The following is a 13,078-nucleotide window of genomic DNA, read 5'->3' on the forward strand; positions in this document are numbered from 1 at the left end:
GGAAATTAAACAAATTCTAAGTAAAAAATGTACCATTAGAAGTTAGTTTGTCTCATTTAGCGAATACCAGAATGCCTCAATCTGCTCTTTGGGAGCCCGCAGTTCCCGCCAAGAATATCCCCGCAAGTAATGTTGGGGAATACTCGTCCTACTTTAGAAACTCTCTGAATGCTATGTTTAGAGAGGAGGGAGAAGAAAGAAACCGATTCCTGCAGCAGCTGCAGGAGGATAGATGGACGGCAGATAGAATTCGAGAAGAACTTGATAAAGCTCAAGATGCAGAAAGCTTGGGCACCGTGATGAGAAAGCTTCGCAGAAGAATCATGATGGGCCTGATTCTGAGAGACATCACGGGAAGTATTGAATTTGCAGAAGTTGTGCAGGTCATGTCGGATTTTGCTGAGGCCGTTATTCAAAAGACAGTATCTGTTCATGCCGTTGAACTTGCCGAACGCTTCGGAGTTCCACACTCTTCTCTTGGGGTGCCGCAAGATTTACTGGTTGTGGGAATGGGTAAGCTCGGAGGCCGAGAGTTAAACGTTTCAAGCGATATTGACCTTATCTTTTTTTACGATGAAGACGGGGAATGCAAGCCGACTGAGCGCTTTCCAAAGCAGAGAAAGATTTTAACCAACCGAGAGTTTTACGAGCGTTTATCGAAGAAAATTATTCTGGCTATTTCCGATATTACTTACGACGGTTTTGTATTCAGAGTAGATATGCGGCTTCGTCCTAACGGAGATTCCGGCCCGATCGTCGGTTCTTCCGAAATGTTGGAAGAGTATCTTATGACTCAGGGACGTGACTGGGAGCGTTTTGCTTGGTCGAAAGGTCGTATTGTCAGCGCTCCGGTTTTTACGTCTCAAGAACAATTTGAGAACCAAGCGAAGACTCTTAAGGACATTGTTCGTCCTTTTGTATACAGAAAATATTTAGATTTCGGTGCGATTAGCGCTTTAACCGATCTCCACGCCAAAATCAGAGCGGCAACTAAGCAGAAAGCGCTTACGGGTTTAAAGAACGGCACGAATGTCAAATTAGGCCGAGGCGGAATTCGAGAAATCGAGTTCATTGTCCAGACTTTCCAAGTAATTCGTGGAGGAAGAAATCCTAAGATCAGAGAACGTTCAACCCTCAAAGCTCTAGACGTTATTGCAAAAGAGGGGCTGATGGAGCCTGCTAAAGTGGAGCAGTTGAAACAGGCTTATGTTTTTCTGCGTAACCTAGAACATGCAATCCAATATGTGGATGACCAGCAGACGCAGCTGCTGCCGGACAATTCCGAACAAAAAGCCAAAATAGCGGCGATGATGGGTTTTACTCCGGAAGTTTTAGAAGAACAGCTTAAAGAGGCGAACAACTTTGTGGCCGATTCTTTTGATGCTATCTTCCAGACAAAGTCAGATGAAACTGCCGATCCTTGGCCTATAGGCTGGGAAAGAGGCGATGAGGCTTCACGCCCTGCATTGGTTGAACTTCTGCAGATGAAGGGTTTCTTTAAACCGGATGAGGTCGCTTCTGCCTTGCTCGGGCTGACAAGGCTACGCACCTTCCGGATGATTAACCCGAGTGCAAAGGAACGTTTAATAAAGCTCGCTAAGAAGGTCATCAGCAATATTGATAATTTTATTGCTCCGAATAAAAACAAGATTTCTAAAGAGGAGCTGATTGAGCGCTTTTTTAATTTGTTCGGTGCTATCGCCGGCCGCTCAACCTATGTTTCTTTGTTGTCTCAGTACCCACAAGCCATGTTGAAGGTAGGCAAAGTGCTTGGAGCCAGTAAATGGGCGACTGACTATCTGATTCGACATCCTATTTTGTTAGATGAGCTTTTGGACGAACGCATCACCTATGTTGATGACTACACGCCGGTGGATACAACAGGTTACATGGATCGCACGAGAGATCGACTGGCGCAGGTTGACGAGAATGATCAGGAGACCCGCATGAACCTTCTGCGCGAGTGCCATCACGCCCGTCTATTCAGACTGCTTATTGCAGACTTAGAAGGACGTTTCTCTGTCGAAAGATTGGCAGATCATCTCTCGGCACTTGCAGATTCAACCTTAGAAATTGCCATCGAAGAAGCTTGGAAAACGGTCCCGGGAATTTTCCGAGAAATTCCGAAATTCGGTATTGTGGCCTACGGAAAATTAGGCGGAAAAGAACTCGGTTATGCCAGCGATTTGGATTTGATTTTCCTATACGACGATGATCACCCTGATGCAGAAAAAATTTATATCCGCTTCGCTCGCCGTCTGATGAATTGGTTGACGGTGACAACTAGTTCCGGAGTGCTGTTTGATATCGATATGCGCTTGCGCCCTAATGGAGAATCAGGAATGTTGGTTTCCTCTCTGGATGCTTATAAAAAATATGAGAGAAACGAGGACGGTACCGGTGCTTGGCTCTGGGAGCATCAAGCGTTAACGCGCGGACGTTTTTCTGCCGGTGATGTGGATATCGGTCGAGAATTCGAACAATTTAGAAAAGAAATTTTGGCCAAGCCAAGAGATCCGAAAGAAACAGCCGAAGAAGTGTTGAAGATGCGTCAGCGCATGCGGGATGGGCACCCGAATACGACCTCTCTGTTTGACGTTAAACATGATCAAGGTGGGATGGTAGATATTGAATTCATGGTCCAGTACCTTGTTTTAGCCCATGCAAGTGAACATCCGGAACTGATGAATAACTTCGGGAACATCAAACTTCTCAGCATGATGGAAGAAGCCGGACTTCTCCCAGAAGGTAGAGGTTTGGAAATTGGCGATGCCTATCGGAGATATAGGAAGTTTCAACATGAGTTCAGATTAAATGCACCCGACTCGATTCCTGTACGAGTTGAGAGAGAAGAGTTCGAGCAAGAGATTGCTTTAGTCAAAGAGACTTGGAACTACGTGTTCCCTTCCGACATTAAATAATCTTTAATTGAAAAACGTGCCGATCGTTGGTTAACTTTCGGCACTTTCTTTTTTTGGATTGAAAATGTAATTTTTTGATCCAAAAAAGGATTGAAAAGTGTTTATTTTTAAAATAAGTCAATCAAAACAAAGAATTAAGAAGATGTAATGTTTTTCGAAAAGACAAAAATCTATTCATGAGTTGTTAGAAAGACATTCGGCAAAGTATAGAGCGTCCATGGTGCTCGCCAGACTGGAAAATCATCCTTAATTAGGTCGAGGAGGAAGTACAAGATATCTATTTTTAGCCTCTGCTCTTGAGGTTGTACCTGTTTTTGCAAACAAAGGCGAAGAAATCAGGTGCTTGAGCGGTAAAATTTCACGTTCTTCTTAAGTTAAACAGTTTAAAAATGCCAGTTAGTGACTCAGGTTACGTTTCTCCGGCGTGGTTACCCGGTGGAAATCTACAGACAATTGTGCCTGCTGAGTTGTTCCCTAGACCTAAAGTCCAATATCGCCGAGAAATCTGGGCGACGCCTGACGACGACATAATAGCGGTGGATTGGTGTGAAACGAATAAACTCAGCTCTGACAGTCCTGTGATGGTTCACTTCCACGGTTTGGAGGGCTCTTCTAAAAGTCATTATGCAGAGGCATTGATGGCTTTTTGTGCAGAAAATGGAATCCGTGGCCTCGTAATTCATTACAGAGGGTGTGGCGGAATCGATAACAAAAAGCTAAGAGCTTACTGTGCAGCTGATGTCCCGGAACTTTCTTGGATATTTAAGAAAGTCCGCTCCATGTTTCCCTTATCAAAAATCTACTCGATGGGAGTTTCATTAGGGGCAAACAATCTGCTGTTTTGGCTTGGGACTCTCGGAGAAGAGGCGGCAAAATATGTCGATGCGGCGGTAGCCGTTTGTTGTCCGATGGATTTAATGGAAAGCAGCAAAGTCATTTCCAAAGGATTCAGCAGAGTTTACGACATGAATTTTATCAATACCATGAAAGACAAAGCCCTGAAGAAAGCATTAGCTTTCCCGGGAACTTTGGACCCGGAGAAAATTAAGTCAATAAAGAATCTTCATGATTTTGATGACTTCGTTACGGCACCGATGTTTGGTTATAAGAATGCCGATGATTACTGGACAAAATGTTCCTCAAGCCGTGTGCTTAAAGGTATTCGTGTTCCGGTCTTAGCAATGAATGCACTCAATGATCCTATCGTCGGAAAAAAATCTTTACCAATGGAAAGCGAAGTTTCCAAGCAAGTCACTTTAGAATATACGCAAGATGGCGGCCATTGCGGCTATCCATTAGGACCGTTCCCGGGAAGCCTCGGCTATCTGCCGAAACGCACCTGGGAATTTTGTACCTCTTTTCACTAATTAACTTCCCCGGTTTGTGATTCCGGTTAGGAGATCGTAGATGCCATTGCGAGCAGATAAAAATTATCAGGTAGGACTGCTTTACTTCGTCCTTTTTATTTTGACCATTCCGGCCATGAATTGGGTGGTAATGAATGTAGGCACGGTGTGCACTCCCGACGGTCCTTGTTTGATTCCTGTGTGGCCTGGAATTGAGGCGCCGAGCGGTGTCTTGATGGCAGGTATTGCCTTGGTTTTAAGAGACGGTCTCCAATCCAAGCTCGGCGTTAAGTGGTCTTTGTACGCAATTCTTATTGGAGCAGCACTGTCGGCTTTCTTTTCAGAGCCGTCTCTTGTGTTTGCATCCGTGATGGCGTTTTTCTTCTCGGAGTTAGCGGACTTGATCGTCTACACGCCAATGCGTAAGCGTTGGCCTGCTTGGGCAGTCATGGTGAGCGGGTTAATCGGTTCTATTGTGGACAGCGCAATTTTCCTTTCTTTGGCTTTTGGTTCCGTTCAGTTTATTGCCGGCCAGGTTCTCGGAAAGTTTTGGATGTCCTTGATTGTCGCTGTTTTGATTGGCTATATGCACCGCAAGCATGCCGATTCATTAAAGGCTTCGAGCTAGTTAAATAGGAAAAATATGTCATACGACCGTACAGCTGTAGTTTTTGTTAACTTGGGCTCTCCCAAAGAATCTACTCCGAAGGCGGTCAAACAATTCCTAAAAGAGTTTCTGGGCGATCCGCGTGTTATTGAGGTCAATCCGATTTTGTGGAAAATCATCCTCAATCTCATCATTCTTCCGATTAGATCACCGCAATCAGCCAAACGATATGAGACTATATGGACGCCGGAGGGATCACCTCTAGTTGTTGAAACCGAAAAGCTCGTCGGAGGAATGGGCCAGCGGCTCGGTAAGAAATTCCCGGGTCTCTTCTGTACTTATGCTATGAGATACGGAGATCCCTCAATCGCTAATGTGGTTAGAAATCTTCATCTTGAGAAAGGCTTCCAAAAAATCCTGTTGGTTCCGCTGAATCCGCAATATTCGGCTACGACCACCGGCTCCGTGATGGATGCGCTGTGTGATGTGCTTAAGACCATGAGAAGTCAGCCGGAAATCCGTATGGTTCGAGACTTTCACAACGAAGATGCCTACATTGAAGCTCTGGCTAAAAGTATTTCAGATTTTTGGAAAAAACATTCTCCTCTCGGTGAAAAAGGCAAACTTGTCCTCAGCTTTCACGGCATGCCTCAAAGCTATGTGAATAAAGGCGATCCTTACCAAGATCAGACAGTCGTTGAATCCGACTTAATCGCAAATAGATTGAATTTGAAGTCTGACCAGTGGATTCGGACTTATCAGTCTCGATTCGGCAAAGATGTTTGGCTGCAGCCTTACACTGAACCAACGCTGGTAGAACTTGCGAAAAAAGGAACGGAACGTATTGATATTGTTTGTCCGAGCTTTATTACCGACTGTTTGGAAACTCATGAGGAAATCGAGGGAGAAGCAAGAAAAGCCTTCTTGGACGCGGGCGGTAAAGAATTTAATTACATCCCGTGCCTCAATGCCCAAGATTACTGGCTTGACTTATTCAGCGATTTTCTTGGTAAACATTTAAACGGCTGGGAAGAGCAGTCCTAATTCCGGCCTATTACTAGTCCGAGTGTGCCGGAGAAAGTTCTACTTCTTGTTGAAGGATATAACGAACGTACTTCCTTCTTCTCCCGAGTCTTTTAACTTAATAGTCCATCCTAAATAGTCGGCGGCTCGCCTGGCAATTGCCAGGCCAAGTCCGAATCCGCCTAACTTGTCATCCGGATTGGCTTGATATCCGCTGTCGAAGATCTTTTCTCTATATTCTTCCTTGATGCCGCATCCTGTATCTTCAATGACGACGGAGTCGGTATTAATGGAAATGGTGACTCCGCCTTTATCGGTAAATTTCAAAGCGTTGTTGAGAAGATTGTCAAAAGTAGCACCGACTAAGACTTCGTTGTAGGTATCTTGCGAGTTAGAAAGAACCTTCACATTAAAGTCCAGTCCTTTAGCGGCAAACTTTGTCTGCCATTCTTGACGATGATCTTGGAAAAACTCGCTGACCGTTACCTGATGCGTATCTTCGTTGCGGGTGCCGCGTGAGAGATTCAGAAAGACCTCCGTCAGCTCTTTAATTCTTTGGGAAGCCTTGAGGGCTCTGTTGACGAATTTTCTTTGAGAAGGAGAGGTGCCCGGGTCTGTTTCCAACAACTCTAAGCTTGTATTGATGACGGTCAAAGGAGTTCTGATTTCATGGCTGACTTCGCCTGAAAAGATTTTTTCTTTGACGGCAAGATTGCGGATCTTAGAGGTCAAATCGTTAAGCGTCTTAGCCAGGCGGCTGATTTCGTTGTCAGACCAACTTTTTTCTTTAAAAAGATCAGTTGAATAAATTTGACCGTTTTGAAGTGCCTTATCTGCTTCCGCTGCTTTTAGAGTTAAACGATCCAAAGGCTTCAGCAGTCTCTTGGAAAGCCAGTGAGCAAAGAAGAAACTGAAGCAGACTAGCGCTGCAAAAAATACCAGAATTCCGATGAATACTTTAATTTCCCACGATTCAAAGAGTTCTTGATTGCGGGTGAGAACCACTCGCTTACCGTTGTAAAGCATGGAGTAGACGTGCAGATCTTCGCCCTTAACTACTTCAACATATCCTAAAGGGAGATCTTTGAAGGCTTCCGGAATCGGACGGATCGGGTCATCCTCGATATAGAGACGGGAGAACTGGTCAAGACGAGGATGTTGGCCCTGAGAAATATCGTAGGTCATGATGCCGTTGAGCGTGCTGCTCATGGCCGACCCCATGAGTTGGTTCTCGGCCGAGTGAATCGTCATGTAGATTAAACCCGTGTAAATCAAGGCAATGCAGATGATGGTCAGGCTAATACTTATAGCTATGAGCTTCTTTAAAGACCATTCTTTCCTCATTTAATTTTCTCCGGCGTCTTGTTCTTCAGCTTTGATTGACCAGCCAAATCCTTGACGAGTGTGTATCAGCTCTCTTTCAAAAGGTTTGTCCACTAATTGCCGCAGCAGATGGATTTGTGCACGAAGTGCATCGCTTGCGACTCTGTTGAAACCCCAAATCTCTTTTTCGAGTTCTTCTCTAGAGACAATGTTAGGACTTTTAGACATCAGAAACTGAAGAATTTTAAAACCTGTTGGATTTACGCGAATTTCTTTATCGTCCCTGAAGACCTGTTTGGTTTCGGCATTCAGTTTCAAAGGGCCTATCGTTAAGAATGGAGAAAGTTCTTTTTTGGTTCGTCTGAGAACGGCATTGATTCTGAGAAGAAGTTCTGAAAGAGAAAAAGGCTTAACGATGTAGTCATCGGCTCCCACGGTCAGTCCGTTAATTCTGTCTTCTACCGTGTCTTTGGCACTTAAAAAAATGATGGGAGTCGAATCCATTCGTTTTTTCAGCTGTTCACATACGCTAATTCCATCCAGACCGGGAATCATGACATCGAGGAGGATGAGATCATAAGAGTTTACTAACGTGAGACCTAATGCCTTAAGGCCATCATCGGTGTTGTCGGTCTTAAATTTCTTAAGTTCAAGAAACTCGACAATGTTCTTTCTGACGTCTTCGTTGTCTTCCACAATGAGTATTCTGGGCATAGATTTCACTCTTATTTCACGTTTCTATGACTTAGCATAACAGAGGCTCCGTTCATACTAGATATGACGATAGTTTCAAAAGTGAATAATCCGTGAAAAGTTTACCAAGGCTTGTGAAAGATCCTCAAAGGATCTCTGAAAAAACTGAAGCATCTGAGAGTAATCCTATTGTTTGGATGCTGTTGGTTCCGGCGTGGATTTATATTTTTATCGCATTATTTAGATTTGGTCCGATCGACCAATTTTTTGCATTTCCTTTTTACGAGGGCGCCGGAAAGTGGTACGGGGAATCCAATGTTTTGTTGTTCCGCACTATTTTGCATAAAGGGGGAAAAATCTTTCCGGTAATTGCCGGTGTCGGCTCATTGGTCTTGCTCCTGTGCTCCTACCTCTCGCTTGGAAAAACTCTGAAGCCTTACCGCAAACAGTTCACCTACGTCATTGTCGCCATTGTGACTTGCGCCTTGTCAGTGGTTGGAGCAAAGGCCCTATCTTCTTCTCCATGCCCGTGGTCGTTAGAAATATTCGGAGGGAATCCCGAAGGGGCAGGCAGGTGTTTCCCAGCCGGACAGGCTTCGAGCGGATTCGCATTGTTTGCCCTATTTTTCGCCTTCCTCAGTTTGAAATTCTCGAAGTCTCCGCTTGGGTCCGCCGGAAGAAGCCTTGCGTGCGGTTTGATCTTAGGAGGAGTAGTTGTGTTAGGTTTGATTTTGGGTATAGGCAGGCAAGCTCAGGGAGCTCACTTTATTTCCCATACCGTAGCGACCATGTTTTTTGACTGGTCGATATGCGCATTTTTATATTTTTTATTTTTCCAGCCTCGAGTTTTTATCAAAAAGCCCACCGTGGTTTTAAGTGCCGGATCTTTTGCGTTAGCTGCTGCGGTTTATTTGGCATTCTTTCTGAACTTACCGTTTTTTTCTAAAGTATTTTCAGCTTTGCATTTTTCCTTTCAAGATCTGACGCTAATCTTTGCATTGGCTGTTGTTCTTCTGTGCATTATGTTTATCGGAGTAAGAATTTTATATTTTCGATGGATCATGAAGGCTGGGATACTTCTGTTCTCTCTGCTCGCTTCCGGAGCTCTCTACTTCAATTATGAGTTTGGAACCATCATCAATACGGAGATGATGAATAATGCCTTTGCCACCGATACTGCAGAAGCTTCGGAACTTATTTCTTTCTCTTCTGTAGCAGAAATTACCTTTCTGACTTTGCCCGGATTGTTTGCTTGCTTGTTTATCAAGGTTAAGCGTCAGTCGTGGTTAAATTGGCTTGGACAGATATCCTTAGCTCTCATCGTCGGACTGATGATGCTCTATGCTAATTTTCAAGGAATATCCTCTCTTATTCGTACGGAACCTGTCACGCGTAACCTCATAGCTCCTGCCAACGTGCTTAGTTCTACCTACAAAGCTCTGGTTAAAGAGTCTTCACCTTCAGCGCCCCGTGTAAGAGAAGTTATTGACCCTCAGCCTTCGTTAGGCGAAACTCATAATAGCAAAAAAGGGATGCTTTTTGTAGTTGTTGTAGGAGAAACTGTTCGGTTGGCTAATTGGGGCTTGGCCGGATATGAGAGACAAACCACACCTGAACTGAAGGCTAGAAATGTTTATGCCTTTAAGAAGACGATATCTTGCGGAACCAGTACGGATATCTCTTTACCGTGTATGTTCAGCCGCGTTGGAAGACGAAATTACGACAGAGATAGGATTTTACGGGAGGAAAGTCTTCTTCCTGTGCTCAAAAGAGCCGGAATGAACGTCTATTGGGTAGATAACCAATCTGGGAGCAAAGGCGTCAGTGACGGGATCACGGAACTTCCGATTGATAAGAAATCCGTAGCTTCACTCTGTCGAAGCGGAAGATGCTTTGATGAAGCTCTTCTTGCCGGATTAGATATCAGCAAAATATTAAAGCCGGGCGAGGATACTGTTATCTTTATGCATCAGTTGGGAAATCACGGTCCCGCTTATTCCAAACGTTATCCTAAGACTTTCGAAAAGTACACGCCGGTCTGTGAGGATGAGCAGCTTCAAAAGTGTTCTCGTCAGTCCATTATTAATGCGTATGACAATTCGGTTTTATACACGGACCACTTCTTGGCCGGCGTAATTGATTGGCTTAAAGGAATGAAAGGAATGGACACCGGCCTTCTGTATGTGAGCGACCATGGAGAAAACCTGGGAGAAAATAATCTCTATCTGCATGGTGCTCCTGAATTTATGGCACCGAGCGTCCAAAAGGAAGTTCCAATGATCCTTTGGCTTTCGAACAGCTTGGAAGAGAGACTTAAACTCGATACAACCTGCTTTAGAAAGGTCTTAGACAAAGAAGCAAGCCACGATAACCTTTACTCTTCTTTGCTGGGTCTGTTGGATGTCAAGTCAACAACTTACGACAAGTCTTTGGACTTCACGAGCCAGTGTAGGAAAGAAGATTAGAAGAGGCTTAACGGCTTTCTCCGGCTGTATCGCTGTGGGCAAATCCACCCGTCTTTTATGCCTACGAATTAAAAAAGGGCCTGTGAGGCCCCGTCAGCTCTAGTTTCTCTTTTTCTTAATTTTCTAAACTTATTGTAGTAGAAGAGAATAAATCTTTGACAGAAGTGTAGAGTCGCATTTTCTTCCTCAAAGCGCTTGGGTCTTCGTAAGTATTTGGAGGCGTCAAGCCAACTAGATTCATAATGTTTCGTACTGTAGAGTCAAAGCCAGCGGTGCCGTAAAACTCAATCCCGGAGGTTGGATTAATCAATGATATCGTGGCTCGGTTCAGTCCTCTGATAATTCCATCGGTCGTGGCCGGAGTATTATTTGCCCGAAGTTTATATTCCAAATAACGATGGACGCATAAAGCTAAAAAGCAGATTAGGAAGTGTCCGCGCACATGATCCGGCAGCCGTAAATATACTGGTCTTGCCTCAAAAGTACTTTTTAAATGGCGGAAACTATCTTCAATTCTCCATAAGTTTTTATAGATTCTTACCACTTCTGAAGCAGGTGAACTCAATGATGTTTCGATAACATGAATTCCATCAAATTGCTCCTGTGCTGCAATTAGTGATTCATTTATTCTTGCAGTCTCCAAATCCATATCTAAGAGAATAAAACTTCTTCCTCCTCTTTTGAATGAGGTCTTGATCTTAGAAGGTTTTCCAACTAGCTCCTGAGCTTTCTTGATTAACCTTTCTCGGTCTTTTCTGTCTTTTCTGGCTCTGGCCTCGGTCCAGGTAACGATGAGTCTGCGTTTTAATTGGCTTTTTACGTATTTCCCAGATTTCGTTTTTGTATGGTTTAAGTTTTTCTCAAGTTGCTTTTCTTTCTCTTTGTCACCGTCTTCAAAGACGTATTCCGGCGACTCGTAGCTGATAGGACCGTTCAATTGAATTTCTTTGTACCAGCCGAAGTCTAAGATTTCCCCGTCTTCGGAGACTTTCTGTATTGGAACTCTGCCTTCCTCAGAGAGAACTTCTCTTTGTATATCGCTGCTTGCGCCTCTTATCTTGGAGGCTAGAACGTAGTTATCTCCGAGTTTTATCAGAGCGTCGATATTAGCTTGGCTGTTCAGACCTCTATCGGCAACTACCGTGAAGCTTTTAACATTAAATTTCTTCTTTAGTTCACTAACAAAGGGCACCATAGTAGCCCCCTCAGCCTGATTGCCTCTGTAGAGACCATAGTCGAGGGGCAAGCCTTGTTTGTCCGTAGCTAATCCCATAACTACTTGGACTTCATTAAATTTCTTGTCCTTGGAATAGCCAAAATCTCTTAGCGCATCTTGATCGGTACTCTCAAAGGCATATGTAGTTATGTCATAAAGACAAATCGAAGTATCCCTGTCGGGAACCAGCTTGCTGATTTGACGATTCCAGTATCGGATGATGTCGCTTTTATTCGCACAGAGTACATCCAGAGCTTTGTAGATTTGATTTAGATTATCAAACTCCATGCCAAGATAACGCTCGGGTCCTTCGATTGAGGAACGTCTCTTGGAGGACGGGGCAAGAATTCTGAGCAAAATTAGTTCCTTGGCAATTTCTGCTAAGTCATACTTGAAAGAGCCTTTCGTTGCAATGTAATCGAACTTAGCATCCAATTTAAGTTCATCATAGAGGCGGCGCAAGATAAGATAGCCGGCACTACGAGTACAAAAAACGGCACTAGGATCCAAAGTTTGTCGTTGAAGAAGCTCGGATAAATCTTTAGAAAGTAACTCAAGAGAAGTGGGAGTGGAAAGCAGTTTCCTACCCTCACAGTTGAGGTTCATCCGGTCAACCTCTTCTTGGATCTTTTGTAGTGCCGCAGGGTCTTTAGCTAAGAGGTCTTTTTTCTTTCCAAAGCGTTTAATGATTTCTCGAACGGGATGTTTGACACCTGGCTTTCGAATAGAACACTCGATATAAACACTAGAACTGTCTTTGTTAGAACTAAACCCCAACCTATAACGCATAGGACCCCCAAGATTTATCATTAAGCTAATTATACTACAGTTAATACATATTATTAGAAAATAAATTTAGGCAAAAATAAAGAACCCATCGGGGTTCAAAACGGATCAGACTAAATAAAAAGTATTAAAGACAGGAGAAAGGTCTTAGACAAAGAAGCAAGCCACGATAACCTTTACTCTTCTTTGCTGGGTCTGTTGGATGTCAAGTCAACAACTTACGACAAGTCTTTGGACTTCACGAGCCAGTGTAGGAAAGAAGATTAGAAGAGGCTTAACGGCTTTCTCCGGCTGTATCGCTGTGGGCAAATCCAAGCTGAATATGAACCGGTTTCTGATGAATATTTTTAAGGACCGCACCGACGGACTGTTCAGAGCAAAAAGATTTTTTCTTCAGCAAAACACAGTAAAAATCTGTGAATTGATACTTTTCGCAGGTTTCCCTGTCTTTTTCATGCTTCTCGGAGAGAGAGCAAAATAGCAGTTTTACTTCTTGATTCCTAAGAGTTTTTTTAGTTTGGAAACAAATGTTTTCAAAACGCAGATCCTCGAAAGCAAAGGATGGCTTAATTCGGGTGGGTCGTTTAAGGGTTTCCATCTAAGTGGTTTAAAGTGTATTCATGCAAGGTTGAAAAATATGGCGTTGTCACCATATGCAACCTTATAGAGACGAGATACTTTATTTTTCGTCTTGCCTC

9 protein-coding genes are annotated in these 13,078 nt (G+C 43.8%); 6 read left to right on the forward strand and 3 right to left on the reverse strand.

Annotated elements, in window-relative coordinates; genetic code table 11:
* Positions 1-71: 71 nt before the first annotated feature.
* The 4 genes from glnE (at position 72) to hemH (ending at position 5,918) form a co-directional block, all read left to right on the forward strand.
* Positions 72-2,921, forward strand: coding sequence for a bifunctional [glutamate--ammonia ligase]-adenylyl-L-tyrosine phosphorylase/[glutamate--ammonia-ligase] adenylyltransferase (gene glnE, locus ADH67_RS09830; RefSeq protein WP_066593945.1), 2,850 nt, complete (start codon positions 72-74; stop codon positions 2,919-2,921).
* A 389-nt stretch (positions 2,922-3,310) separates the two neighbouring features.
* Entirely contained in the window at positions 3,311-4,288 is a 978-nt protein-coding gene (locus tag ADH67_RS09835) for a YheT family hydrolase (RefSeq protein WP_066593944.1), read from the forward strand.
* A 40-nt stretch (positions 4,289-4,328) separates the two neighbouring features.
* Entirely contained in the window at positions 4,329-4,895 is a 567-nt protein-coding gene (locus tag ADH67_RS09840) for a VUT family protein (protein ID WP_066593943.1), read from the forward strand.
* A 15-nt stretch (positions 4,896-4,910) separates the two neighbouring features.
* The gene (gene hemH / locus ADH67_RS09845) at positions 4,911-5,918 is read left to right on the forward strand and encodes a ferrochelatase (RefSeq protein ID WP_066593942.1); all 1,008 of its coding nucleotides are present in this window, start codon (positions 4,911-4,913) and stop codon (positions 5,916-5,918) included.
* A 39-nt stretch (positions 5,919-5,957) separates the two neighbouring features.
* Here the strand turns inward: hemH and ADH67_RS09850 are convergent, their stop codons facing one another.
* Both ADH67_RS09850 and ADH67_RS09855 read right to left on the reverse strand, forming a co-directional pair.
* Positions 5,958-7,241 (reverse strand): HAMP domain-containing sensor histidine kinase, encoded by a 1,284-nt coding sequence (locus tag ADH67_RS09850; protein WP_066593941.1) that lies wholly within the window; start codon positions 7,239-7,241, stop codon positions 5,958-5,960.
* Positions 7,242-7,934 carry a response regulator transcription factor gene (locus ADH67_RS09855; protein WP_066593939.1) on the reverse strand — a complete coding sequence of 231 codons (693 nt, stop codon included), beginning with the start codon at positions 7,932-7,934 and terminating at the stop codon, positions 7,242-7,244.
* A gap of 92 nt (positions 7,935-8,026) precedes the next feature.
* Between ADH67_RS09855 and ADH67_RS09860 the strand changes: the two genes are divergently transcribed.
* Positions 8,027-10,378 carry a phosphoethanolamine--lipid A transferase gene (locus ADH67_RS09860; protein ID WP_143597741.1) on the forward strand — a complete coding sequence of 784 codons (2,352 nt, stop codon included), beginning with the start codon at positions 8,027-8,029 and terminating at the stop codon, positions 10,376-10,378.
* Positions 10,379-10,493: 115 nt separating this feature from the next.
* Here ADH67_RS09860 and ADH67_RS09865 read toward each other — a convergent pair whose 3' ends face one another.
* Positions 10,494-12,383, reverse strand: a complete 1,890-nt coding sequence (locus ADH67_RS09865; protein ID WP_066591418.1) for an IS1634 family transposase — start codon at positions 12,381-12,383, stop codon at positions 10,494-10,496.
* Between the two features lie 199 nt (positions 12,384-12,582).
* Here ADH67_RS09865 and ADH67_RS13200 point away from each other — a divergent pair, with 199 nt between their 5' ends.
* Positions 12,583-12,861, forward strand: coding sequence for a hypothetical protein (locus ADH67_RS13200; protein WP_143597742.1), 279 nt, complete (start codon positions 12,583-12,585; stop codon positions 12,859-12,861).
* Positions 12,862-13,078 lie beyond the last annotated feature (217 nt).

It is taken from the genome of Turicimonas muris (genome assembly GCF_002221595.1).
GTDB lineage: Bacteria > Pseudomonadota > Gammaproteobacteria > Burkholderiales > Burkholderiaceae_F > Turicimonas > Turicimonas muris.

Excerpts from the sequence above, each read along its gene's own strand:
- ADH67_RS09865 (WP_066591418.1), bottom strand. The coding sequence starts at position 12,383 with ATGCGTTATAGGTTGGGGTTTAGTTCTAACAAAGACAGTTCTAGTGTT.
- ADH67_RS09855 (WP_066593939.1), bottom strand. The coding sequence starts at position 7,934 with ATGCCCAGAATACTCATTGTGGAAGACAACGAAGACGTCAGAAAGAAC.
- glnE (WP_066593945.1), top strand. The coding sequence starts at position 72 with ATGCCTCAATCTGCTCTTTGGGAGCCCGCAGTTCCCGCCAAGAATATC.
- ADH67_RS09835 (WP_066593944.1), top strand. The coding sequence starts at position 3,311 with ATGCCAGTTAGTGACTCAGGTTACGTTTCTCCGGCGTGGTTACCCGGT.
- hemH (WP_066593942.1), top strand. The coding sequence starts at position 4,911 with ATGTCATACGACCGTACAGCTGTAGTTTTTGTTAACTTGGGCTCTCCC.
- ADH67_RS09840 (WP_066593943.1), top strand. The coding sequence starts at position 4,329 with ATGCCATTGCGAGCAGATAAAAATTATCAGGTAGGACTGCTTTACTTC.
- ADH67_RS09850 (WP_066593941.1), bottom strand. The coding sequence starts at position 7,241 with ATGAGGAAAGAATGGTCTTTAAAGAAGCTCATAGCTATAAGTATTAGC.
- ADH67_RS13200 (WP_143597742.1), top strand. The coding sequence starts at position 12,583 with ATGTCAAGTCAACAACTTACGACAAGTCTTTGGACTTCACGAGCCAGT.